Below are 24,366 nucleotides of genomic sequence, written 5' to 3' on the forward strand. Positions count from 1 at the left end.
GGCACTGACGTCGTGAGGCGGAGCCCGACAGGGACCGACGCCGTGAGGTGGAGGGCGGGCACCGACGCCGTGCGGCGGCGTCGGTCGGACCAGCCCCGCGATGATGGCAGCGTCACGGCGGAACTGGCTGTCGGGCTCCCTGCCGTCGTGCTCGTTCTCGTCATGGTGCTCGCCGTGGCGTCGACCGCGATCGCCCAGACCCGGTGCACGGACGGTGCGCGGGCAGGAGCGAGGGAGGCCGCGCTCGGAGAGGACGACGCGGCCGTCGCCCGCATCGTGCGGCGGGTGGCCGGGACCGGAGCCGAGGTCGGCGTCACACGGGAGGACGGGTGGGTGACCGTACGGGTCGATGCGGCTGCCGGGCTCGGCGGTCGGCTGGGCCTGGTGCACGTCCGGGCGGACGCGGTCGCTCGCAGCGAACCGACACTGTCGGGGCGGTCGTGACGCCCGACGATCCAGCCGCGGAGGACCGCGAACAGGGCTCCGGGACCGTGCTCCTTCTCGGGGTCGTCGCCGTGGTGCTGATGCTCGGGGTCGCCCTGTCCCTGCTCGTGTCGGCGCAGGTGGCTCGCGCTCAGGCGCAGTCCGCGGCGGACCTCGCAGCGCTCGCGGGCGCCGGTGCGATGCAGGACGCGACGTCGGGCCTCGGGGCCGTTGCAGCGGCGAGTGCGGCTGGTACGGCCGCTGGTGCGGAACCGTGTGCGGTCGCCGCCGAGGTCGCTCGCCGCAACGGCGCCCGGCTCGCCACGTGCGACGACGAGGGCGGCGGCGTCCTGGCGGTCGACGCGCGACGGTCGGCCGCATGGGGGACGGCCTCGGCGCGTGCACGTGCCGGGCCGCTCCAGCCCGGGCCGTGACGAGCGCTCCTGGACGTGCCGTGCCGTGCCGTGCGCTGCGTACCGAGTGCTGCGTGCGGCGCCGTGCCGTGCCGTGCCGTGCCGTGCTGAGCGCGGCGCGCTGCGCCGTGACGAGCGCTGCGCGCTGCGAGCGCTGCACGCTCGGCCGTGACCGGGGCTGCGTGCTGCCCGGTGGCGAGGGCTGCACGGTGACACGCGCTGCGCGCCGCGCGCTGGGGGCTCCGCGCGGTGACGGGCCGCAGTGCTAGGGGTGGGGTGAGTGCGCGAGGACGGCGTCGAGCAGGCGGACTGCCGCGGCCTTCTCCAGCGGGTTGTTCGCGTTGCCGCACTTGGGTGACTGCACGCACCCCGGGCATCCGGCGGCGCACCGGCAGGCGACGATCGCGTCGCGTGTCGCGCGGAGCCACGTCGCCCCCAGGTGGAAGCCCCGCTCGGCGAAGCCCGCTCCGCCGGGGTAGGCGTCATGGACGAAGACGGTCGCCTGCTCGGTGTCGACGTGCAGTGCCGTCGACAGCCCGCCGAGGTCCCAGCGGTCGCACGTCGCGAGCAACGGCAGCAGGCCGATCGACGCGTGCTCGGCGGCGTGCAGCGCACCAGGGAGCGCCTCGACGGTGACACCGGCTGCCTCGATCACCGCCGTCGGCGCGGTCCACCACACGGCCGTCGTCCGCAGCGTCCGGGCAGGCAGGTCGAGCTCGGCGCTGCCGACGACCTGCAGGTCGGGGATGCGCTTGCGCTGGTAGCCGAGCACCTGGGTCGTCACGTCGACCGCGCCGAACCCCCAGGTGACCGGCCCCCAGGGCACCTCCTCGTCGACCGAGCGGATCTCCGTGGAGGTGAGCCAGCGTGCCCAGGTGCCGTAGTCGACGTCCCGACGCGTCACGAGGGCGACGCCGTCCTCGAGATGCAGGTCGTCGACGACGAACGTCGCACCCTGGTGCACGTACACGGCGCCCGGATGCACGGTCGAGTCCGCGGAGCCTGCGTCGACCGTGCCGAGCAGGCGCCCGGTGACGGACTCCACGACGCGCACCGGGTCGCCGCCCGAGCCGCGCAGGTCCGTGAGCCGGCTCGCGGGCTCGGCATGCGTCCAGTACCAGCCGGACGGGCGCCGACGCAGCGCGCCCCGATCGACGAGCTGGGCGAGCAGGTCCGCGGTCCGTGGACCGAACAGGTCGAGCTCCTCGGCTCGCAACGGCTGCTCCGCCGCCGCGGCGCACAGGTGCGGGGCGAGCACGTAGGGGTTCGTCGGGTCGAACACGGTCGCCTCGACGGGCGTCTCGAAGATCGCCTCGGGGTGGTGCACGAGGAACGTGTCCAGCGGGTCCTCCCGGGACACCAGTGCGACGAGCCCCTCCGCGCCCGCCCGGCCCGCCCGGCCCGCCTGCTGCCACAGGGACACGCGGGTGCCAGGCCAACCCGCGATGAGCACCACGTCCAGACCCGAGATGTCGACCCCGAGCTCGAGCGCGTTGGTGGTCGCGAGTGCCCGGAGGTCACCGCTGCGGATCGCCGCCTCGAGAGCTCGCCGCTCCTCGGGCAGGTAACCGCCGCGATACGCGGACACCTGACGCGCGAGGTCCGGGTCGATCTCCTCCAGATGAGCTCGCGTCGACGCGGCCACCGACTCGGCTCCGCGCCTGGACCGGGTGAAGGCCAGCGTGCGCGCGCCGGCGACCGTGAGATCGGCGAGCAGGTCCGCGATCTCGGCCGTCGCGGTGCGTCGCGGACGGTCGACGGGACCGGCCACGAGGCGCTCGCCGGTGCCGAGGGGGCCCGAGCCTTCCTGGCTGGACCCTGCGTGACCGGGCGGTGCCTGAGCGGGCGCCGCTTGCCCGGGCTCCTGATTGGGCTCAGTCGGACCGGGCTCTGCGTGACCGGGCGGTGCCTGAGCGGGCGCCGCTTGCCCGGGCTCGTGACCGGGCTCAGTCGGACCGGGCTCTGCGTGACCGGGCGGCGCGTGACCGATCCCCTCCCGGCCGGCGGGGGTAGGCGGCCCGGCTCGGTCGGCGGCCGATGGCCCGGGGAGTGCGGCCGTGGCACGGGTCCTGGCAGGGACTGTGGCAGGGACTGTGGCAGGGACGGTGGCGGGGACCGGCCACACATCGTCGGGTCCAGGTGGCGCAAGGTCGTCGGCGGCGCGGGTCGCTGCGGCGGGCGCCGGCAGGGCGCTGGCCCAGGGATCGTCCTCAGGCACGAGCGCGGCCCAGGGCGGCTCGCCGCCGGGCAGCTCGGGCGGCTGCCACAGCACGAAGGTCTTGCGCCCGACGGGCGACGCGTCGGCGGTGACGGCGCTGACGTCGGACGGGTCGACGCCGAGCAGCCGGGCGGCGCTCGCGGCCGGGTCGGAGGTGGTCGCGGACGCCAGCAGGAACACGGGGGACGAGCCGTACGCCGCGGCCAGGCGCCGCAGCCGCCGGAGCACCAGCCCGACGTGCGCGCCGAACACCCCGCGGAAGGCATGGCACTCGTCGAGCACCACGTAGCGCAGCGAGCCGAGGAGCCGTGCCCACCGGCGGTGCTGGGGGAGGAGCGCGAAGTGCAGGAAGTCGGGGTTCGTGAGCACGGCGTCCGCGTGCTCCTGTACCCAGCGCCGCTCGTCGAGCGACGTGTCACCGTCGCAGGTCGCCACCCGGACGTCCCGGATCCGTGCGGCCGAGAGCAGCCGGTCGAGCGCGTGCAGCTGGTCGGCCGCGAGCGCCTTGGTCGGGCAGAGGTACAGGGTGCTCGCGCGACGGCCGACGGACTCGACGCGCCCCGGGTCGAGCAGGGAGGACGCCGCGGCCGTGCGGGCGGCCGTGAGGGACGGCAGCCAGAACGCGAGCGACTTGCCGGAGCCGGTGGACGTCGCGAGGACCACGTGCCGGCCCGACCGGGCGATCTCGGCCGCCTCGGCCTGGTGGCGCCAGGGACGGTCGACGCCGAGCGACCGGTAGCCCTGGACGAGGTCGCCGTCGGCCCAGGCCGGCCAGTCGACCTGCTCGCCGGGCCTGGCCGGAAGGTGGCGCACGTGCGTCATCCGGTCCGCCCGCCGCCCCGAGGCGAGCAGCACGTCGAGCAGCTCGCCGGTCCGGACCACGGCGCCATCCTCGCACCGGCCGACGCCCTGCTGACCGCACGACCCTGCCGGCCGGACGCGACCGTGCCGGTCGGGGTGCACTCCTGTCGGCGGCGCACGACCCCGTCGGCGCGCGAAGATCAGGCCATGCGCGCACGCATCGACCTGAACTGTGACCTCGGCGAAGGCCTCGACGACTGGCTCCCGGGCGTCCGGGGCCCGGAGACGCTGCTGCTCGACGCGGTGACCAGCGCCAACGTCGCCTGCGGATTCCACGCCGGCGACGAGCGGGTCATGGCGGCGGTGTGCCGGGCGGCCGCGGAGCGCGGTGTCGCGGTCGGTGCACAGGTGTCGTACCGGGACCGGGAGAACTTCGGGCGGCGGTTCCTGGACGTGCCGCCGGACGTGCTGCGCGCCGACGTCGCGGAACAGGTGGCCGCCCTGCGGCGGGCGGCGGACGGGGCGGGTACCCGGGTGGCGTACGTCAAGCCGCACGGGGCCCTCTACAACGCCGTGGTACGTCACGAGCAGCAGGCGTCGGCCGTCGTCGACGCCGTCGTCGCTGCGGGCGGTGACCTGCCCGTTGTCGGGCTCCCCGGGGCTGTCGTGCTCGACGTCGCCCACGACCGCGGCCTGCGTGGCGTGACGGAGGCGTTCGCCGACCGTGGCTACCGGTCGGACGGGACCCTGGTGCCCCGGACCGAGCCGGGTGCCCTCGTCGTCGACGTCGGAGCAGTCGTGGCTCGGGTGCTGGACCTCGTGGTGCGTGGCCGCGTCGTCGCGGTGGACGGTGCAGTGGTGCAGGTCGACGCCGAGTCGGTGTGCGTCCACTCCGACACGCCGGGTGCCACGGCTCTCGCGGCGGCGGTCCGGGACGCGCTCGTCGGCTCCGGCGTGGTGGTGGAGCCGTTCGTCTGAGCCGCCGCGGTGAGCACGGCGCCCCCGCGGTGACCCGGACGGTCGCCGCACCTGACCTCGGCGCCCTCGCAGTGCCCCGGCGGTCGTGCGGTCCGGTTCCCGGACGCGGCAGGATCGGGCACATGACCGACCACGCGGGTGTGCGGGTCGTCCCGTTCGGCGACGACGCGCTCCTCGTCGAGGTCGCCGACCTCGCCGCGGTGCGACGGTTGGACGACGCGCTCAGGGAGGCCCGACGGATCGGGGACGGCCCGTGGGGCGCGGTCGTGGACCAGGTGCCCGCGGCGCGGACGGTCCTCCTGCGCGCGTCGACCGGTGCCGGGCTCGCCGACCTGGCGGGCGCCGTGGTCCGGGTGTGGGAGACATCGACGGGTGCCAGTGCCAGTGCCAGTGCCAGTGCCGGTGCGGCTGCAGGTGCGGGTGCGAGTGCGAGCGGCAGCGCCAGTGCGAGCGGCAGGGCCAGTGCGAGCGGCAAGGCCAGTGCGAGCGGCAGGGCCAGTGCGAGCGCCGGTGCCGGTGCCCGTGCCGACGAGAACGACGCCCCGGCCGGCGCTCAGCCGCCCCGGCTCGTCACGCTCGAGGTCGTCTACGACGGCGTGGACCTCGCCGAGGTCGCGGACCTGGTCGGGCGCTCGGTCGGTGAGGTCGTCGCCCTGCACTCGGCACCGACGTACACGGTCGCGTTCGGCGGTTTCATGCCCGGGTTCGCGTACCTCGTGGGCCTCGACCCGGCGTTGCGCGTCCCGCGCCGCGACTCCCCGCGCCCGCGGGTCCCGGCGGGCTCGGTCGCGATCGCCGACGAGTACTCGGCCGTGTACCCCGCCGACACGCCCGGTGGATGGCGGCTGCTGGGCCGGTGCGACGCCACGCTCTTCGACGTCCGCCGGACGCCGCCGGCGCTCCTGCCGCCGGGGACGGCGGTGCGTTTCGTGCCGACGGTCGGTCCGGCGTGACGACGGTCGGCGGCGCAGACCCGCCAGAGACCGCCGCATCAGCCGGCGTACCGGCCCGCGAACCGGCCCCCGAACGGGCCCTTCCACCGGCCCGCGAGCCGGCCTCCGAACGGGCCCTTCCACCGGCCCGCGAGCCGGCCCTGGTACCGGCATCCGCACCCCGTCTTGAGATCCTCGTCCCAGGGCCTCTCACGCTCGTCCAGGACCTGGGTCGACCGGGCTGGGCGCACGTGGGCGTGGGCCGGTCGGGAGCGGCGGACCCTGCGGCGCTGCGCCTGGCGAACCGGCTGGTCGGGAACGCGGAGGGGGCGGCCGGCCTGGAGGTCCTGATGGGCGGCCTGCGACTGCGGCCCCACGGCCCGGTCACTGTGGCGCTGGCCGGGGCGCCGGCGCCGGCGTGGGTCGACGGCGTGCCGGTGGGCCCGCATGCGCCGCTGGAGCTGCGGGACGGTGCCGAGCTGCGCCTCGGACCGCCCGACCGCGGGCTCCGCACCTATGTGGCGGTCCGTGGCGGCGTGGACGTACCCGCGGTCCTGGGATCGCGCTCCACGGACGTGCTGGGCCGGATCGGGCCGGCGGCGGTGGCCGTGGGCGACGAGCTCCCGGTCGGCTCACCGCCGGACGCCTGGCCGGTCGTCGACGTCGCGCCGGTGCGGCCCTGGCCCGACGAGGTCGTGCTGCCCGTCGTCCCGGGACCGCACGTGGACTCGTTCGACGACGGGATGGCGGTGCTGTGCGGTGCGGCCGGGTACACGGTGGCCCCGGCCACCAACCGGGTCGCGGTGCGTCTGGACGGGCCGGTCGTCCCCCGCGACCGCCGGGCCCTCGGCCGGGAGCTCCCGTCGCTCGGGCTGGTGCCGGGAGCGGTGCAGGTGCCGCCCGACGGCCTGCCACTGGTGTTCGGCGTGGACCACCCGGTCACGGGCGGCTACCCGGTCGTCGCCGTCGTCCGGGGACGCGCGCTCGGGGCCCTCGCGCAGGTCCGTCCCGGTGAGCGGGTGTGGTTCGCGCGCGGCTGAGCGCGGCGTGCGGCGACCGAGGCAGCGACGCGCCTGACGACCGAGGCAGCGACGCGCGCGACGACCGAGCAGCGACGCGTGCAGCGACACGCCGGAACATCCGTCCCACCGGCCGCACGGCCGCGCGGGATCCGGGACGTAGGTCCCGGTCCCGACCGCCACCCGGGCATACAAATTCCCACATCTTGTGGTGGACACCGGTGATCACCACATCATCTGGAAGGGGAACTATGTCCGAGCAGGTCGTCGTGGAGGTCGGGTCGTCGATCGACGAGTACCTGGACCGTCGCGACTGGCGGGTCAACGCCAACGCGAACCAGGGCTACTCGTTGGGCGGCCTCATCCTGAACACGGCGGGGAAGGTGGTCGCGAACTACTGGCTGAGCCACGTGTACCCGGAGGCGGTGGGCCGGGCGCACCGCGAGGGGGACCTGCATGTCCACGACCTCGACATGCTGTCCGGCTACTGCGCCGGGTGGTCGCTGCGCACGCTGCTGCAGGAGGGGCTCAACGGGGTCCCTGGCAAGGTCGACGCCCGCCCGCCGAAGCACTTCGGCTCGGCGATCGGGCAGATCGTCAACTTCCTCGGCACCATGCAGAACGAGTGGGCGGGCGCGCAGGCGTTCAGCTCGTTCGACACGTACCTGGCTCCCTACGTCCGGCTGGACGGCCTCACGTACGAGCAGGTGCTGCAGGGCATCCAGGAGCTCGTCTACAACCTCAACGTCCCCAGCCGGTGGGGGACGCAGACGCCGTTCACCAACCTCACGTTCGACTGGGTGTGCCCCGACGACCTGCGCGAGGAGGTGCCGCTGGTCGGGTGGGAGCCGTGCGACTTCACGTACGGCGACCTGCAGGCCGAGATGGACCTGGTCAACCGGGCGTACATCGAGGTCATGACCGACGGCGACGCGTCGGGGCGCGTGTTCACGTTCCCGATCCCGACGTACAACATCACCCCGGACTTCGACTGGCACAGCGAGAACGCCGACCGGCTGTTCGCCATGACCGCCAAGTACGGCCTGCCGTACTTCCAGAACTTCCTCAACTCGGAGATGAGGCCGGGCGACGTGCGCTCGATGTGCTGCCGCCTGCAGCTCGACCTGCGCGAGCTCCTGAAGCGCGGCAACGGTCTGTTCGGGTCGGCGGAGCAGACCGGGTCGGTCGGGGTGGTGACGATCAACTGCGCCCGGCTCGGGTTCCTGCACCCGGGGGACGAGGATGCGCTGTTCGACGCGCTCGGCACGCTGCTCGACCTCGCGCGCACGTCGCTCGAGCTGAAGCGCGAGGTCGTCCAGAAGTACATCGACGAGGGCCTGTTCCCCTACACCCGCCGCTACCTCGGCACGCTGGACAACCACTTCTCGACGATCGGCGTGAACGGCCTCAACGAGCTGGTCCGCAACTTCGCCTGCGACGCGTACGACCTCACCGACCCGCGGGGCCACGCGCTCGTCGTCCGGCTCCTGGACTTCGTGCGCGCCCGGATGGTGCGGTACCAGGAGGAGACGGGGCACCTGTACAACCTGGAGGCCACGCCCGCGGAGGGCACCACCTACCGGTTCGCCAAGGAGGACCGCCGCCGGTTCGCGACGATCCTGCAGGCCGGCACCGACGAGAACCCGTACTACACGAACTCGTCGCAGCTTCCCGTCGGATTCACCGAGGACCCGTTCGAGGCCCTGGAGCGCCAGGACGACCTGCAGACGAGGTACACCGGCGGCACGGTCCTGCACCTCTACATGGCCGAGCGGCTGTCCACGCCCGACGCGGCACGCGAGCTCGTGCGCCGTTCGCTGTCCCGGTTCCGCCTGCCGTACCTCACGGTCACGCCGACGTTCTCGATCTGCCCCGGGCACGGCTACGTCGCGGGCGAGCACCCGACGTGCCCGCGGTGCGACGCGACGTGCGAGGTCTGGACGCGGGTCATGGGGTACCACCGACCCGTGAGCTCGTTCAACATCGGCAAGAAGGGCGAGCACGCGGAGCGGCTGCCGTTCCAGGAGCGGGCGCTCGCGCGATGACCTCGTCGACCGACCTGGCGATCGCCGGCCTCACGCCGCTCTCGTCGTGCGACTGGCCGGGCCGGCTCGTCGCAACGGTGTTCCTGCAGGGCTGCCCGTGGCGGTGCACCTACTGCCACAACGCGGCGATCCTCGACCCGCGCACGCCCGGCACCGTGCCGTGGGACGACGTGCGCGACCTCCTCGCCCGCCGGCGCGGCCTGCTCGACGGCGTGGTCTTCTCCGGCGGGGAGCCGCTCCGGCAGGCGGCGCTCGTCGACGCCGCCCGCGAGGTCCGTGAGGCAGGGTTCGCGGTGGGTCTGCACACGTCGGGCGCCTACCCCGGCCGGCTGGCCGAGATTCTGCCGCTCGTGGACTGGGTGGGGTTCGACGTGAAGGCCCCCGCCCCCTTGTACCGTGCCGTCACGCAGGTCGGCGGGCCGACGACGAGCGCGGACGCCGCCTTCGCGTCGCTCCGGCTGGTGCTGGGGTCCGGGGTCGACGTGCAGGTCAGGACGACGGTGGACCCCACGGTGCTCGGGCCGGCCGACGTGGTGGCACTCACCGGCCTGCTCGCCGACCTGGGGGTCCGCCACCACGTGCTGCAGGAAGTCCGCACGGACGGCACGACGGCCGAGTACCGGGCCGCCCTGGCCTCCGTCGCCGCCGCCTGACGGTGGGCCCGCCCGACGCACACCCCTTCGGGTGGTCGTCGGGCCGGGCGCCGTCTGTTTGAATCAGCCCGGGAGGCAAGCCTGTGGACGTCAAGGTGACCAGCAGGGACGTGGGTGCGCAGACGGTCGTCGACGTGGTCGGCGAGATCGACGTCTCGACCGCCGACGTCCTGCGCGAACGACTCCTCGACCTGCTCGACCAGGACCGCACCGACCTCGTGATCGACCTGCGCGGGGTCCGGTTCATGGACTCCACCGGGCTCGGGGTGCTCGTCGGGACGCTGAAGAAGGCGCGCCTGCTCGGCGGTCGCCTCCAGCTGGTGATCGACTCCGAGCGCCTCCTGAAGGTCTTCCGGATCACCGCGCTGCTGCAGGTGTTCACGGTCCACGCCACGCTCGAGGACGCCCTGACGGGCTGACCGTGGACTCGCGGGTCGGGCGTGGGTTCACGGCCCAGGCTCGGACCGCCAGGTCGGCCGGCGGGCGTCCGGTTCCCTCCACCGTCCGCCCGCCAGCCGGGTCTCAGCCCGTCGCCACGGGGGTGATCAGGTAGAGCACGGTCGGCTCCGGCGCCGTCCCCGGCAGGTCATGAACGGTGACCTGCCAACGGCCGACGTCCGACACGAAGAAGCTGCTGGAGTCGCTGAGCCCGTCCATCGACGTCTGGTAGGTCGCCGCCTCGTCGGGATCGAGGCCGAGCGCGGACGCCGCACCCGTGAGGCGGTCGTCGCCCGGGACGGCCACCTCCGCGGTCCACCCGCCGCCGTCGAGCCGGCCGGCGTTCACCAGCGTGCCGGCGACGAGCGGCACCTCCGCGGGGAAGCCGTCGGGCAGGCCCGACACGGGTGCGTCGGGCGCGAGCAGGTCCAGCGCGAGCGGGCCGACGAGCGTGCGCCCGGCGTCCTTCCCCGGCACGGTGAGCCACGCGTCGTACGCCCCGGGCGGGAGGTCGCCACCCCCAGGAGCGCACGAGGTGAGGTCCGCCGCGAAGGTCGTGAGCGTGCCCGTCCCATGAGTGAGCAACGGTCCGCTCATGATGCGGTCCAGGCCCGCCGTCGAGACGACCGTCCCGGCATGCGTGACGAGCAGCCGCACGTCGGGCTCGGAAGCCGGCGCCGGTGCCGGCGTCGGTGTCGCACCCCCGCGGAGCGCGTCGAGGCGCGCGACGGTGGCGGACAGCCGCTCGGCCTCGACCTCGAGCACGGGGTCATCGGCCGCGTCGACGGCGACCTGGGCGGCCTGCACGCGCAGGGCCGTCACGTCCGGCCCGTCGAGGCTTTGCAGGGACTCGTCGGCGATGGGTGACACCGTCTGCACGGCGAGCCGCCGCCCTGAGAACGACCCCAGGGTCGCACCGGCGTCCCGCAGCTGCTCCGAGGTCCAGCCCACCTCACGGTCCGTGCCCCGCCGGTACACCACGCCCAGCTCGTCCGACCCGCCGGCCGGACCCAGGCGGGCCACGTCCGAGCCGCACGTCCCCGGTGCGGCGTCCGGCCGTGCGGCGGGCAGCCCCGACGGCCCACCTGCCAGGTGCCCTGCACCCAGCACGATGGCCCCCGCGGCGCCGACCGCGACGGTCGCCCGCACGCCGCGGCGAACGGCCCGCCGCCGGCGCACCCGCCGGACCAGCCCCGCCGTCTCGAACGGCGCGTCCTGAGGGCCGGGGTCCACCGCGTCGTGCAGCGCGCGACCGAGCTCCACGCTCATCTCGTTCTCCCATCGGCGAGCAGGTCGACATCGATGTCGTGCCCGTCCGGCAGCGGCCCCAGCAGGGCCTCCAGCTGGGCGGTCGCGTCGAACAGGTACCGCTTGACGGTCCCGTCGGACACGTCGAGCCGGCGGGCGATCTCCGGCACGGTGAGGTCGTCGTAGTACCGGAGCACCACGCACGCCCGGAGCCGGGGTCGCAGCGTCAGCAGCGCCGCCCGCACGTCGAGCCGGGCCCCGACCGTCGCCTCGTGACCCGCGACCTCGTCGTCGCGGGCGACCAGGTGCCGCACCGCGGACCAGCGCAGCCGGCGACGGTACCCGTCGAGGAACGTCGAGAGCACCGCCCGCCGCACGTAGGTCTCCGCGGCAATCGGGTCCCGCAGGGCCCGCCCGCCGGTGAAGCAGCGGACGAGGGCGTCCTGGACCAGGTCCTCGGCGGCACGTTCGTCACCGGTCAGCAGTGCGGCGTACCGCACCAGCGCCCGTCCGCGGACGCGGACCAGCTCGTCGAGCACCTGTTCCCAGGCCGGCATCGGACCTCCCTGTCGTGGCCGTCATGATCCAGGACGACCGGGGGGTGCGAATCGTTGGTCGCGAGGGTGGTCAGTCGCCCGTCACGATGACGTCGAACGGCCGGCCGTAGACCGCGCCGTGGCGGAACAGGTCGTCTCCCGTGAGTCGGAGCCCGGACAGGGCCACCCGGGGATACAACGTGTACACCTCGGGCGCGAGTGGTTGGCGGTCGTCGCAGCCGACGAGCGCGAGCTCGGTCCCGGAGAGTGCGAGCTCGGCGCCCGCCGGTGTAGGAGAGTGTCCCGTCGAGGCGGATCGACCCTCCCTGCTCAGCCGTGAGGCTGCGCGGCATGGCGGAGAGCTCGAGCTGCGACGGACCCGTGGGCGGTGCCGGTGCCGGTGCACCGCACTCCAGGAGCCGCAGGCGCCATAGGGGCGGGTCGCGTCGCCGGTGGGCAGCACGACGGGGTCGGCGGTGGGTGTCGGGGTGACAGTGCGGGCCGAGGGCGTGGGCGTGGGGTCGGAATGGTCGGTGCAGGCCGTGCCGACGGCGAGCCCGAGCACGGCCCCGGCGGACATCAGGGCCGTGCGCACGTGACGGCGGTGCCGGGCGCGCGCCGCGGTCGTCCCCACCCAGGTCATCGCTCACCTCCGTCGTGCGTGATCGGTCAGGGCGTGAGAGTAATGGGGAACGGCTGGCCGAAGAGCGCAGTCATGCCGTCGGCGCCCGCCACAGGCGTCCAGGCGGACCCGTTCCACCTGCGCGCGGCACTCATGAGGACGAACGGGTAGACGGTGTAGTCGCCCGCGGGCAGGGCCTCGGACGCAGAGTCGTCCACGCAGCCTGTCAGGACGCGGTCGCTCTGCACGTGGTGGACTGCGCCGCTACCGAGGTCGGCAGGGCCCCGGAGCCCGTCCACGAACTCGACCGTGGTGCCGACGACGACCCCGCCCTGCACGACCAGGTACTCAGGGTTCCAACCCATCGACACCGCGATGTGGCTCGGGCCGAGGTAGCGCATGGTGCTGTCGACGTGAACTGGCGCGCCCGCGGGGACCGTCGTGTCGAGCGGGACGACGTCGAGCGCCGTCGACCACGCAGGTGCCGGGGCCTGCGGTGCCGGCGCGCCGCAGGTCGGCACGACCGTCGCGGAGGCGTCGAACGTCTCGGAGGTCGTGTCCATGGTCGAGGCCGCGGACGACGAGATCGTGAACGCGGTCGCCGGGCCGGTCGCTGTCGCGTGGACCGACGAGGCGGCGGAGGCCGCATCGTCGGGTGTGCGCCTGCCGTCCTCGACCTGGGAGTACGTCGAGGCATCCATGCTCACGACGTCCGCCCACGGCACCAGCTGGTACTCGCCGTCGGGCAGTGCCCGCCCGGTCGTGGTGGCGTCGGAACCGTCGTCGCAGACGGTCAGCGGGAGCCGCCCGAACCACGTGTCGATCGGCGCGTCGGGGTCCGAGAGGATCGTCGCCCAGCCGGGCGTCACCCCCCCGTAGAGCTCTCCGGTGGCGACCACGACATCGTCGTGGACCACCGCGAACGACGGCCCCGCGGCGGGCATCAGGGCCGGGGTCACGCCCACGATGAAGGCGGCCAAGGATCCGTCCACGGCGAGCGTGTCACCGGGGCGAACCGTGGTCGTCGTGATCCCGGCGCTGACGTAGTAGTCGTCGCCCGCCGGGTGCTCCGGCACGGTGGTCCCGAGGGCGCCGCAGGTGCCGAACGACTTCGCGGCGTCGCCGGTCGGCAGCACGATCGGGTCGGGGGTCGGCGTGGGTGTCGGGGTCGTGGTGGCGCTGGTGGTGTGGGCGGGTGGTGCGGGGTGGGTGTCGGGGCGGACGGCGTAGGCGGTGCCGACGGCCAGGACGAGGACGGCTGCCGCGGAGGCGGCGGACACGAGCGCGGTGCGGACGTGGCGGCGGCGGCGGGCTCGCGTGGTGATCCGTTCGAGGGGCAGGGCGGGGCCGGTGGTGCGGTGGGTGTGCTCGACGCGGTCGGCGAGCTCGCCGAGGGCGGTGCTCAGGTCGCGGTTCATCGCCGGCCTCCGTTCGTGATGGTGGAGACGTCTTCGGTGAGCAGGCCGGGTTGGGGGCCGAGGAGGGGTTCGAGGCGTCGGCGGGCGTCGGACAGGTAGCGCTTGACGGCGCCGGTGGAGATGCCGAGCTGGTGGGCGATCTCGGGCAGGGTGAGGTCGTCGTAGAAGCGCAGCACGACGCAGGCGCGTTCGCGGGGGGACAGGGCGGTCAGGGCGGCGGCGACGTCGGCGCGGTCGGCGGCCTCGGTGTGCTGGTCGCGGCCGGGACCGGTGAGGTCGACGAGGTGGGCGACGGCGTCGAGGCGTCGGCGGCGTCGCCAGGTGTCGAGGTAGGCGTTGAGGATGACGCGGCGCACGTAGCCCTCGACGGAGTCGACCTCGCCGGGGCGGCGCCGGGAGAAGGTGTTCACCAGGGCGTCCTGGACCAGGTCCTGGGCGCTGTGCAGGTCTCCGGTGAGCAGGTGGGCGTACGCGACGAGCGCGGAGCCGCGGTCGTGCACGAGCCGACCCAGGTCGTCTTCCCAGGTCACCGGCTGTCCCCATCGTGAGTGTGCGTCATACCTCTCATGACGCGTGTGGCACCGGAATGGTTGGGGGTGACCTGGAAGTACACCCACATGTGGGATCTACGTCACATCGCCTGGCTAGACTGCCCGGGTCCGACGGCAACGGGGCCGACGGGCAGACGCGGTCAGGGGGCCGCGCCGAACGTCCGAGGAGGATGCATGGTCGAGCTCGGATCCACGAGCCTCATGATCGTCGGTGTCATCGCGGCCCTGGGAGTGGCGGCCCTGCTCGTGGCGGTGGCGCTGCGCCGGCAGGTGCTCGCGGCCGGCGAAGGCACCGCGTCGATGCGCGAGATCGCGCGCGCCGTCCAGGAGGGTGCCTCCGCGTACCTGAGCCGGCAGTTCCGGACCCTGGCGATCTTCGCGGTCGTCGTCTGCGGTCTGCTTTTCCTGCTTCCCGGTGACACCGGCATCAAGCTGGGCCGCTCACTGTTCTTCCTGGTCGGCGCGGTGTTCTCCGCGGCGATCGGGTTCCTGGGCATGTGGCTCGCCACCCGTGCGAACGTGCGCGTCGCGGCGGCGGCCTCCGAGCCGGGTGGTCGCGCGGAGGGCGCGCGCATCGCGTTCCGGACCGGCGGCGTGGTCGGCATGTCGGTCGTCGGCCTGGGCCTGGTCGGGGCCGCGAGCGTGGTCCTCATCTACAAGGGCGACGCGCCGTCGGTGCTCGAGGGCTTCGGCTTCGGGGCCGCGCTGCTCGCCATGTTCATGCGCGTCGGCGGCGGCATCTTCACCAAGGCCGCGGACGTCGGCGCCGACCTCGTCGGCAAGGTCGAGCAGGGCATCCCGGAGGACGACCCGCGCAACGCGGCGACCATCGCGGACAACGTCGGCGACAACGTCGGCGACTGCGCGGGCATGGCGGCGGACCTGTTCGAGTCCTACGCGGTGACGCTCGTCGCGGCGCTGATCCTAGGAAAGGCCGCGTTCGGTGAGCAGGGCCTCGTGTTCCCGCTCATCGTCACGGCGGTCGGGGCGCTCGTCGCGGTGCTCGGCGTGTTCATCACGCGCGTGCGTGGCTCGGAGAGCGGGCTCGCGGCGATCAACCGCGGGTTCTACACCGCGGCGCTCGTGGGCGTCGTGCTCGCGGCCGTCGCGGCGTTCGTCTACCTGCCGTCCACGTTCGCCGACCTGGACGGTGGCCGGGTGGGCCTGGAGACGCACGCGGGCGACCCGCGGCTCATCGCGACCGGGGCCGTGGCCATCGGCGTGGTCCTCGCGGGCATCATCCTGTGGGTCACCGGCTACTTCACGGGCACGACGAGCAAGCCGACCATCCACGTCGCCAAGACGACGCTCACCGGTGCGGCCACGGTCGTGCTGTCCGGCATCGGCGTCGGGCTCGAGTCCGCGGTCTACACGGCCGGCATCATCGCGGCGGCCATCTGCGGCGTGTTCCTCATCGCGGGCGGCAACATCGCGCTCGCGCTGTTCCTCATCGCGCTGGCCGGGTGCGGCCTGCTGACGACCGTCGGCGTGATCGTCGCCATGGACACGTTCGGGCCGGTCAGCGACAACGCGCAGGGCATCGCGGAGATGTCGGGCGACGTGACGCCGGAGGGCGCGCAGATCCTCACGGACCTCGACGCCGTCGGCAACACCACCAAGGCCGTGACCAAGGGCATCGCGATCGCGACGGCCGTGCTGGCCGCGACCGCGCTGTTCGGGTCCTACGCGGACTCGGTGCAGACCACGCTCGACGACGTGCAGGGCGGGCCCGTCGGCGACCTCGTGTCGTCGATGCTGGCGTACGACATCATCAGCCCGATGACGCTCGTCGGGGTGATCCTCGGCGGCGCCACGGTGTTCCTGTTCTCGGGTCTGCTGATCGACGCCGTGACCCGGGCGGCCGGCGCCATCGTGTTCGAGGTGCGGCGCCAGTTCCGCGACCACCCCGGCATCATGACCGGCGAGGTCCGGCCGGAGTACGGCAAGGTCGTCGACATCTGCACCCGGGACTCGCTGCGTGAGCTCGCCACGCCCGGTCTGCTGGCGGCGTTCGCGCCCATCGCCGTCGGCTTCGGCCTGGGTGTCGGGCCGCTCGCCGGCTTCCTCGCCGGGGCCATCGGTGCCGGTGTGCTCATGGCCGTGTTCCTCGCGAACTCGGGCGGCGCCTGGGACAACGCGAAGAAGATCGTCGAGGACGGGAACTTCGGCGGCAAGGGGTCCGACGCGCACGCCGCGGCGGTCATCGGCGACACCGTCGGCGACCCGTTCAAGGACACCGCCGGCCCGGCGATCAACCCGCTCATCAAGGTGATGAACCTGGTCGCGGTCCTGATCGCCCCGGCGGTCGTGACGATCTCCGTCGGCGACGGCGCGAGCCAGACCGGTCGCCTGGCGATCGCCACCACGGCGGCGCTCATCGCGTTCGGTGCTGTCGTGGCGTCGCGGCTGCGCGCCGCCCGCGTCGACCGCGAGGGCGGCCTGCAGGACGAGGCCGCGCAGGCTCTCGCGGCGAAGTCGTCGACGCCCGCCGTGGCGAGCAACGCCAACGACGACGCCGACGAGAGCGACACGGCGCTGACGCGCTGACGCGCCACCCTGCGCCCCTCGCCCGGACGGTCCCGGGCGAGGGGCGCAGGTGTTCACCGGAACGACGGACGGGTCGAGGAGAGCCATGCCGCACGCGCTCGTCCTGGTGGGCCGGGGCCGCTACGAGGACCCGTGGCACGACCACGTGGCCACGTCCCAGGTCCTCGCGTCGCTGCTCGAGGAGTGCGGGTGGACGGCGTCGCTCCGTGGCACGTTCCCCGACGCGCTCGACGACGTCACGCCCGACCTGCTCGTGGTCAACGCCGGCACCGGCCGCGTGGACCCCGGGTTCGACGGTGCCGACGACGCGTGGGCCGCGTTCCACGACCGCCGCACCGCGCTGATGACGCAGGGCGTCCCGGTCCTCGCCGTCCACCAGGCGTCGATGACGTTCGAGGACGACCCGCGCTGGGCGGCGACGCTCGGCGGGCGGTGGGTCGACGGCACGTCGTGGCACCCGCCGCTCGGTGACGCGTCCTTCCGGGTGGTCGACCCCGCGCACCCCGTGACGGCGGACGTCGCCGACGGGCTCCACGCGGTGGACGAGAGCTACCTCGACCTGGAGCTGTCCGCGCCGGTCCAGGTGCTGGCCGTCGCCGACCACGACGGCACCGCCCACCCGGTGGTGTGGGCCCGGCAGGACCCGGGCCGGGTCGTCTACTCGGCGCTCGGCCACGACCTGCGGTCCTACGCGTCACCGTCGCACCGGACCCTGCTGCGCTCCGCGATCGGCTGGCTCGCGGGCTGACCGGCCCACCCGTCGGGCGTCGCCGGTCCGCACCGAGGAGGATGGCCCGCGTGACGGACGGATGCCGGCTGCGGTTCATGACGTACAACCTCAAGGGTCTCCAGCTCGACCGCGCGGCGGCCGCCCAGGTGGTCCGCGCGGAGGGGCCGGACGTGCTCGGCATCCAGGAACCGCCCCGGGGACCGCTCGGAAGGCGCAGGCTGCGCAGGTTCGCCGCGGCGGCCGGGCTCGTGGTCGTCGTGAACGGGTGGGGATCGCGGACCACCGCGCTGCTCGCCGCACCACGGCACACCGTGGCGGGGGCCCATGCGATCCGCCTGCCATGGCGGCCGGGGACCACGCGCCGGGGGGTCAGCACGGCCACGGTCGACGGCGTGCGGGTGGTCGTCGTGCACCTCAGCCTGCACCGGCAGGAACGGGCCGAGCACCTCGACCTCGTCGTCGAGGCGACCGTGCCGGGCACCGGTGAGCCGCCGACCGTCGTGATGGGGGACGTCAACGAGCTGCCGGGGGGTCCCGCGTGGGTGCGGCTCGGCCGGGTGCTCACGGACGTCGCGCCCGACGGTGCCCCGACGTTCCCGGCGGGCGTCCCGCGCAAGCGCATCGACGCCGTGTTCGTCTCCGGCCGCATCACCGCCGACGGCGTGCACGTCCCCGACGGGGCGCCCGTCCGCCGGGGGAGCGACCACCGGCCCGTCGTCGCCGACCTCGTGGTCAGCCCTCCGGACGGGTCCGGGACAATGGCGGCGTGAACCACACCCCGGCCGCCCCCCTGACCGACAGCGGCCTGCTCGACGACCTGCGCGCGGACCTGACCGGCTCCGGCTACTCCGTGCCGGGCGTCGAGGCCGTGTTCGGCACCGTGGCCGCCGACGCGCTGCACCGCGAGGAGCCGGTCCCCGCCCGTCGGGCGACGTCAGGCCGCACCGAGCCCGTCGCGGTCCTCGCGCGTCTGTTCCTCCTCGGCGAGCCCGTGCCCCGGCGGCTCCTCGCGGCGGCCCTGCCGCGGGTGGGCGTGGTGGGGGCCGAGCGGCTCGGCCTGGTGACGTCGTCCGGGTCGGGCCCCGACGACGAGACGCGGGCCTGCGTCGACCTGCGCCCGTACGCCGCGCTGGACGGGGGCGGGGAGGTCGCGTGGTGGGTCGCGTCCGACCTCGGGGAGCTGGCGACCGGTCGAGCCCTGCGGACCGACCACGTGCTCGGGGTCGGGGGTGCCTCCACGACCCTCGCCCAGGTCACCGTCCGCGACGAGCGTCGACGCACGCTCGACCTCGGCACGGGCTGCGGGATCCAGGCGCTGCACGCCTCCCGGCACTCGGCGCACGTGCTCGGGACGGACATCTCGGCCCGGGCGCTCGCGTTCGCCCGGTTCAACGCCACCCTGGCGGGGCTCGGCGAGGACGTGGTGTCGCTGCGCTCGGGCTCGATGCTGGAGCCGGTCGCGGGCGAGCGGTTCGACCTGGTGGTGAGCAACCCCCCGTTCGTCATCACGCCCCGCGAGGCCGGCGTGCCGGAGTACGAGTACCGCGACGGCGGCCGGTCCGGGGACGCGATCGTCCAGGAGCTGGTCGAGGGCGTCGGCGCGGTGCTCGAGCCCGCCGGTGTCGCGCAGCTGCTGGGCAACTGGGAGGTCCGGCGCGGCGAGCAGTGGCACGAGCGCGTCGGCGCGTGGCTGGACGCCAGCGGTCTGGACGGCTGGGTGGTGCAGCGCGAGCTGCAGGACCCCGCGCAGTACGCCGAGACCTGGATCCGGGACGGGCGGCACCACGCCGGACCGGGACCGCGACGCGTGGGCGCTCCGCTACGGCGCGTGGCTCGACGACTTCGCGTCACGGGACGTCGAGGCGATCGGGTTCGGCGTCGTCACGCTCCGACGGCCCGTCTCGGGCGGACCCACGCTGCACCGGCTCGAGGAGGTCACCGGCAGCGTCCGGCAGCCGCTGGGGCCGGCGATCGCGGCGAGCCTCGCGGCCCATGAGTGGCTGGACAGGGACGTCGACGCGCTCCTCGCCGCCCGCCTGGTCGTCGCCCCGGACGTCACCGAGGAGCGCTACCTGACCCCGGGCGAGGTCGACCCGCAGGTGGTCCTCCTGCGGCAGGGCGGCGGGTTCGGCCGGGCCGTGCAGGCCGGCACGGCTCTCGCCGGCCTCGTGGGGGCGTGCGACGGCGAGCTGACCGTCGGGCAGATCGTCGGTGCGCTCGGCGCGCTCCTGGACGTCGCCGCCGACGCCGTGGCGGCGGACGTGCTGCCGTCGCTGCGCGGGCTGGTGCTCGACGGGCTCGTCGTGCCCGCATGACCTGAGGACCGGCGGGCGCCGCTGTCAGGTCCGGGCGGCGATGGCCGCCGCGATCTGGGACTCCTCCTCGTCGTGCAGGGCCTCGGACCGGGCGACCGCGGCCGGGTCGCCCGTCCTGGTGGCGGCGACGAGGGCCTTGTCCGCGTCGATCGCCTCCTGCGTGAGCGGGACCGTCCACCTGGCCGGCAGCCCGGTGGCGGGACCGTCAGGCCCCACGAAGCCGCCCCGCCAGCAGTCGGCCTCGAGGTACAGCAGCGTCCGGGCGAACGGGTCCCAGCTCGGGTCGTGCGGCTGGTACTCCTCGAAGTCGTCCGTGTAGGTGGTCATCGCGACGTACCCGTCGACCTGCTGGAGCAGGCGGAACAACGCCTCGCGCGCCCGCACGTCGTCGATGTGGTCCCAGGTGACCACCACGGCCGAGCAGACCTCCAGGTCGGCGCGGTCGACGTGCAGGAGGCCGAGCTGCGGCTTCCCGCCGAGCGACGACCGGTCCGCGACGATCGCCGCACGGGCGCGCAGCTGGTCGACGAGCGCGGCCTGCCGGTCACGCTCGTAGGCGGCGACGTCCTCGTCGTGGGCGGCGCGGAAGCTCTGCGCGAAGCCGCGGTCGGGGCAGCCCATCCCGGGCCGGACGTCACCGTCCACGATCGACACCTCGTGGTCGCCGCGCGACGCGTCGACGCACAGCTCGTCGTCGGTGCGGTAGGCGTCGACGCGCACGTCGCCGACGACCCGGTGACCGGCGTCGTGCGGCCACTCCCCGTTCTTCTCGTGCCGCGCGGTGAGATCCTCGGCCACGTCGCGGGCCACCCGCTCGGCCGCCGTCACGTCGCCGTGCGCGGCGCTGCGCGCGACCCACTGCTGGGGCAGGTCGGTGCGGGCCACGAGCACGGCCCCGGCGAGCGCCGTCGCCACCGCGGCGATCGTCGAGAGCGTCGCGCCCGCCACGGCGAGCCCCCAGCCGCCGTGCCCCGTGCGGCGGACCCGGCGCAGCGCGACGAACGAGAGCAGCAGGCCCAGCGGCCAGCACAGGAAGGTGAGCACGAACCCCCAGATCGCGACCGGGTCGGTGTCCCGGTACGAGCGGGGCGCTCCAGGCGGCGGCAGGGGCAAATCGGGCATGCGGGAGAGGGTAGGCGACCCGCGGGGCCCGTGAGGGCAGAACGTGGATGTCGAAGGAGTGATGTGACAGCGACGGGCCCGGCCGCCTGGACCGGGCCCGCCGCGGGTGCGGAGGTCAGCGCACCTCGACGTCGTCGAGCACGTGCTGCCCGGCGTTGAGGTAGATGTTGATCCCCTTGACGTCGCCCAGCAGTGCCTGGCAGTCGGCGCTCAGCGTCGTCAGGTCGACCACCACGGCGTCCGCGTCGACGCGCGGCCCGGCGATCCAGCCCGTCGTGGCGGTCTCGCACCACGTCCAGCTGTCGCCGAGCTGCAGAGCCACCTTGGTGTCGGTCCCGGTGGTCTGCGCGAGGTCGAACCGCAGCTCGGTGCGGCCCGTGAGGTCGATCGCCCCGGGCTGCACCCCGGCCCACGTGCCGTCGGGGGCGGGGCTGTCCACGGCCAGCGCGCCGCCCGTCCCCGTCGCGGTGCCGGAGAACGAGGACCACCCCTGCGCGCCGTCCGTGAAGTCGTACAGGAGCTGCGGCTCCAGGGGTGTCGGCAGGTGGTCGTACCGGTAGAGGTAGGCGGCCATGTCCTGCCGGGTGACCAGCCGCAGCACGCCGTACTGCGTCGCCGACACGGGCGTGACCACGCCGGTCTCCGTCGCCCACGCGATCGCCTGGGCGTACGGGAACCAGGAGGGGACGTCCGTGAACGTCGCCGCTGCCTCCGGCTCCGGCGAGCCGGCGAGCTTCCACAGGAGCTGCGCGGCCGACGAGCGGTCGAGCGGGGCGTCCGGCAGGAAGAGCGGGACGGGCTTGTTGGAGACGATCTTCTGGTCCACGAGCCATTCGACCGCCGCGTAGTCCCGGTCCTTCTTCGGCACGTCCTTGAACGACGGCTTCCTCACGGTCGGCGTGAACGAGGCGCCCGCATACCGGTACAGCAGCGACGCGGCCGCGCGGCGGGTCTCGGTCCTCGTGGGGCGGAACGTGCCGTCCGGGTATCCCGTGTCGAGGCCCTGGCCGTAGAGCCAGAGGATCTCCGTCTCGACGGGGTGGCCGCGCGGCACGTCGGAGAAGGTCGGCGGCCCGGCCTTCGCGGCGATGTCGTCGACGACGATGCTGCCGCTCGGCGCACCCCCGTCGGCGTGGTTGACGTACACGTTGAGCTGCGAGACGGACCTCAGGTCCTCGGCGGTGATGCGCCGGTCGGCGTGCGACGTGTCCCACGGTGCCGGCCGCCAGTCGCGGAACGGCACTGTCACGACGGACGCGGTGGTGCCGGCGAGCGACGGGTACGCCTCGTACGAGACCCCGCCGGCCACGAGCTGCAGGACCATCGTGTTGTTCGAGCCGTCGGGCTGGACCCACAGCGACAGCTCGTTGAGGCCCGACCAGTCGGCACCGACCTGCTTGCCGAGCCCGGTATACGTCTGGCTGGCGAAGTCGTAGTCCATCCGCAGCGCCTTGCTGCCGCCGCCGTGCACGCCCGTCTCCAGCGACAGGGTGTTCGCGCCGTGGGACACGTACTCGGCCCGCAGCGCGGCGTCGTCGCCGTAGCCCTCGAAGTCGTCGACCACGCCGACCGGGAACGTGGGGCGCGGTCCGACGACCACGGACGCGTCGTCGGTCAGCGCCTCGGCGCCGTCGACGACCACGTGGACGGCCAGGTCCTGGCTGCTGTTGTCGAGCTGTGCGGCGGGGATCGCCCACTCGCCGGTCCACCACAGGCCGTCCCCTCTGCCGAGCTCGACCGTGGCGCCCTTGCTGCTCGTCACGTAGACGCGGTCCGGCTCGACGCCCTGCACCGTCACGCGGACCGTTGTCGGCCCGGTCGCCACGCGCGCGCCGTCGGCCGGCGAGACGAGGTGGACCAGCGGCCGCGCCGGGACCGCGGTGGTGACCCGCTCGAACGCGCCCTCCACCTCGGGGGCGAACAGCGTGAACGGGTCGGCGGCGTACGCCTGAAAGTCCTCGTACGTGCTGTCGCCCGGCACGGGGACGAAGTGCTGCCCGGCGTCGAAGTTGGCCCACGTCAGCATGTAGGCGTTGCGCGCGGCACGCGCGTCGCCCTTGATGGCGCCGAGCACCTTGGTGAACCAGCCCTCGGGGTTCTTGCCCGACGAGCCGACGCCGCCGGAGACCCCGAACTCGGTGACCGCCGAGATCTTCCCGCGCTCGTCGGCCAGGTCGGCGATCATCCCGAGGTCCGCGACGAGGCCGTCGAGGAACGACTGCGAGCCCGTGTCGTCGTACGTGTCGTAACCGAGCAGGTCGACGAAGTCGTCGCCGGGGTACGTGCGCAGGTACTGCTCGGCGTTCCCGCCGAACCCGCCGCCGGGCGAGAACGCGTAGAGCAGGTTGTGCACGCCCTTGACGTCCCGCAGGTACTCGACGGTGTACCGGTAGAGCTCCTCGTACTCGCCGGGGGAGCCGAACGCGGCGCCCCACCAGAACCACGAACCGGCGTTCTCGTGCCAGGGCCGGAAGACGATCGGGACGAGCGCGCCGTCGGCGCTGTGGACGGACTGGGCGAGCAGCGCGATGTCGTCGAGGTAGGCGTCGAGGTCGGCGTTCTTCGCGCCGCCGGGCAGCACGGCTCGCAGGGTGTCGCCCGTGGTGTCGTAGAACGACTTGCCGGTGACGAAGTTCTCCATGTGGGCGGAGAGCGTGTTGATGCCGCCCGCGGCGTCGGCCTCCTCGATGGAGTCGGCGAGGATCGCGACGTTCTCCGCGGCGGTGCCGCCGAACTTCCCGGGCCGCTCGTCGCCCTGGATGATCAGGGTGTCCCAGCCGAACACGGCCGGCAGGTCGCCCGTCGCGCTCCTCACGTCCGAGCTCGCGCCGTCGTCGGTGTCGAAGGTCAGGCCGTACGACGTCGTGTGCTGGTGGCCGAACAGGATGCCGTCGCCGCGCACGTCGCGCAGGTACGCGAACAGGGAGCGGGTCTCCGGAGTGGCGTCGGCGTCGACGAGGTCGACCGTGTCGGTGGACGCGGCGTCGCCGAAGGGCTCGGCCGGCGTCGCGGCCTGGGCCGGCAGCGCCACGACGCCGGCACCGGCGAGCAGGGCGAGGGTGGCCAGGGCGGCGCCTGCCGTGCTCAGGGCGGCCGTGCGACCCCGTGCGCGGCCGGTGCGGGCGCGGGCGGACGTGCGGTTCCTCATCGAACCTCCTGGTGGCCCGGGCCGGCGGGCAGCCGAACCTCGGCATGTCGGGACTTTCTCAACATGAAGAACTAAGTCGCGGAGACCGACGCCGGCCAGACGTCGTAACGATTCACGCCCCCGCCGCCTCACAGGTCGGGCACAGGCCCGTGCTACGAGCACCCCAGGGGCGCTTCCTACGTTCGGCCCAGGACAGGACAACGGGCTCG

At 74.1% G+C, this 24,366-nt stretch carries 19 protein-coding genes and 1 pseudogene; 12 read left to right on the plus strand and 8 right to left on the minus strand.

Annotated elements, in window-relative coordinates; all coding sequences use genetic code 11:
* Window positions 1-69 precede the first annotated feature (69 nt).
* Window positions 70-444 carry a TadE family type IV pilus minor pilin gene (locus tag ACVW07_RS16280; RefSeq protein WP_456821100.1) on the plus strand — a complete coding sequence of 125 codons (375 nt, stop codon included), beginning with the start codon at window positions 70-72 and terminating at the stop codon, window positions 442-444.
* The gene (locus ACVW07_RS16285; protein ID WP_456820268.1) at window positions 441-857 is read left to right on the plus strand and encodes an Rv3654c family TadE-like protein; all 417 of its coding nucleotides are present in this window, start codon (window positions 441-443) and stop codon (window positions 855-857) included. Before ACVW07_RS16280 ends, ACVW07_RS16285 begins: the two co-directional genes overlap by 4 nt.
* A gap of 244 nt (window positions 858-1,101) precedes the next feature.
* On the opposite strand, the gene ACVW07_RS16290 is transcribed toward ACVW07_RS16285, so the two are convergent.
* Window positions 1,102-3,876: a DEAD/DEAH box helicase gene (locus tag ACVW07_RS16290; protein WP_456821101.1), complete on the minus strand. Its 2,775-nt coding sequence runs from the start codon at window positions 3,874-3,876 to the stop codon at window positions 1,102-1,104.
* Between the two features lie 186 nt (window positions 3,877-4,062).
* On the opposite strand from ACVW07_RS16290, the gene ACVW07_RS16295 reads away from it, so the two are divergent.
* The 6 genes from ACVW07_RS16295 to ACVW07_RS16320 all read left to right on the plus strand — a co-directional run bounded on the left by ACVW07_RS16295 (window position 4,063) and on the right by ACVW07_RS16320 (window position 9,901).
* Window positions 4,063-4,833 carry a LamB/YcsF family protein gene (locus tag ACVW07_RS16295; protein WP_456820269.1) on the plus strand — a complete coding sequence of 257 codons (771 nt, stop codon included), beginning with the start codon at window positions 4,063-4,065 and terminating at the stop codon, window positions 4,831-4,833.
* A gap of 122 nt (window positions 4,834-4,955) precedes the next feature.
* Window positions 4,956-5,786, plus strand: coding sequence for a 5-oxoprolinase subunit B family protein (locus tag ACVW07_RS16300; RefSeq protein ID WP_456820270.1), 831 nt, complete (start codon window positions 4,956-4,958; stop codon window positions 5,784-5,786).
* Between the two features lie 170 nt (window positions 5,787-5,956).
* Window positions 5,957-6,805, plus strand: a complete 849-nt coding sequence (locus ACVW07_RS16305) for a 5-oxoprolinase subunit C family protein (RefSeq protein WP_456821102.1) — start codon at window positions 5,957-5,959, stop codon at window positions 6,803-6,805.
* Between the two features lie 230 nt (window positions 6,806-7,035).
* Window positions 7,036-8,829, plus strand: a complete 1,794-nt coding sequence (locus ACVW07_RS16310; protein WP_456820271.1) for a ribonucleoside triphosphate reductase — start codon at window positions 7,036-7,038, stop codon at window positions 8,827-8,829.
* A complete protein-coding gene (locus ACVW07_RS16315) occupies window positions 8,826-9,482 on the plus strand; it encodes an anaerobic ribonucleoside-triphosphate reductase activating protein (RefSeq protein ID WP_456820272.1) in 657 nt (218 codons plus the stop codon). Before ACVW07_RS16310 ends, ACVW07_RS16315 begins: the two co-directional genes overlap by 4 nt.
* 95 nt (window positions 9,483-9,577) lie before the next feature.
* Complete coding sequence (locus tag ACVW07_RS16320) at window positions 9,578-9,901, plus strand: STAS domain-containing protein (RefSeq protein ID WP_456820273.1); 324 nt, start codon at window positions 9,578-9,580, stop codon at window positions 9,899-9,901.
* A gap of 103 nt (window positions 9,902-10,004) precedes the next feature.
* On the opposite strand, the gene ACVW07_RS16325 is transcribed toward ACVW07_RS16320, so the two are convergent.
* The 5 genes from ACVW07_RS16325 to ACVW07_RS16345 form a co-directional block, all read right to left on the minus strand.
* Window positions 10,005-11,189, minus strand: a complete 1,185-nt coding sequence (locus tag ACVW07_RS16325; RefSeq protein ID WP_456820274.1) for a hypothetical protein — start codon at window positions 11,187-11,189, stop codon at window positions 10,005-10,007.
* The gene (locus ACVW07_RS16330) at window positions 11,186-11,725 is read right to left on the minus strand and encodes an RNA polymerase sigma factor (RefSeq protein WP_456820275.1); all 540 of its coding nucleotides are present in this window, start codon (window positions 11,723-11,725) and stop codon (window positions 11,186-11,188) included. Before ACVW07_RS16330 ends, ACVW07_RS16325 begins: the two co-directional genes overlap by 4 nt.
* Before the next feature lie 70 nt (window positions 11,726-11,795).
* Window positions 11,796-12,347, minus strand: coding sequence for a hypothetical protein (locus tag ACVW07_RS16335; RefSeq protein ID WP_456820276.1), 552 nt, complete (start codon window positions 12,345-12,347; stop codon window positions 11,796-11,798).
* A gap of 26 nt (window positions 12,348-12,373) precedes the next feature.
* Window positions 12,374-13,744: a hypothetical protein gene (locus ACVW07_RS16340; RefSeq protein WP_456820277.1), complete on the minus strand. Its 1,371-nt coding sequence runs from the start codon at window positions 13,742-13,744 to the stop codon at window positions 12,374-12,376.
* On the minus strand, window positions 13,741-14,274 hold the full coding sequence (locus ACVW07_RS16345) for a SigE family RNA polymerase sigma factor (RefSeq protein WP_456820278.1): 534 nt from the start codon (window positions 14,272-14,274) through the stop codon (window positions 13,741-13,743). Before ACVW07_RS16345 ends, ACVW07_RS16340 begins: the two co-directional genes overlap by 4 nt.
* A gap of 195 nt (window positions 14,275-14,469) precedes the next feature.
* On the opposite strand from ACVW07_RS16345, the gene ACVW07_RS16350 reads away from it, so the two are divergent.
* From ACVW07_RS16350 to ACVW07_RS16365, 4 genes and pseudogenes are all read left to right on the plus strand, one after another.
* Entirely contained in the window at window positions 14,470-16,842 is a 2,373-nt protein-coding gene (locus tag ACVW07_RS16350) for a sodium-translocating pyrophosphatase (protein ID WP_456820279.1), read from the plus strand.
* A gap of 85 nt (window positions 16,843-16,927) precedes the next feature.
* A complete protein-coding gene (locus ACVW07_RS16355) occupies window positions 16,928-17,590 on the plus strand; it encodes a ThuA domain-containing protein (RefSeq protein WP_456820280.1) in 663 nt (220 codons plus the stop codon).
* Between the two features lie 50 nt (window positions 17,591-17,640).
* The gene (locus ACVW07_RS16360; RefSeq protein WP_456820281.1) at window positions 17,641-18,342 is read left to right on the plus strand and encodes an endonuclease/exonuclease/phosphatase family protein; all 702 of its coding nucleotides are present in this window, start codon (window positions 17,641-17,643) and stop codon (window positions 18,340-18,342) included.
* Window positions 18,339-19,887, plus strand: a pseudogene (locus ACVW07_RS16365) (DUF7059 domain-containing protein). The gene ACVW07_RS16360 and the pseudogene ACVW07_RS16365 overlap by 4 nt, the downstream one beginning before the upstream one ends.
* A gap of 24 nt (window positions 19,888-19,911) precedes the next feature.
* Here ACVW07_RS16365 and ACVW07_RS16370 read toward each other — a convergent pair.
* Entirely contained in the window at window positions 19,912-21,009 is a 1,098-nt protein-coding gene (locus ACVW07_RS16370) for a DUF4190 domain-containing protein (RefSeq protein ID WP_456820282.1), read from the minus strand.
* A 115-nt stretch (window positions 21,010-21,124) separates the two neighbouring features.
* The gene (locus ACVW07_RS16375; protein ID WP_456820283.1) at window positions 21,125-24,157 is read right to left on the minus strand and encodes a glycosyl hydrolase; all 3,033 of its coding nucleotides are present in this window, start codon (window positions 24,155-24,157) and stop codon (window positions 21,125-21,127) included.
* Window positions 24,158-24,366: the final 209 nt, after the last annotated feature.

The sequence above is a fragment of the Cellulomonas sp. URHB0016 genome, assembly GCF_054057935.1.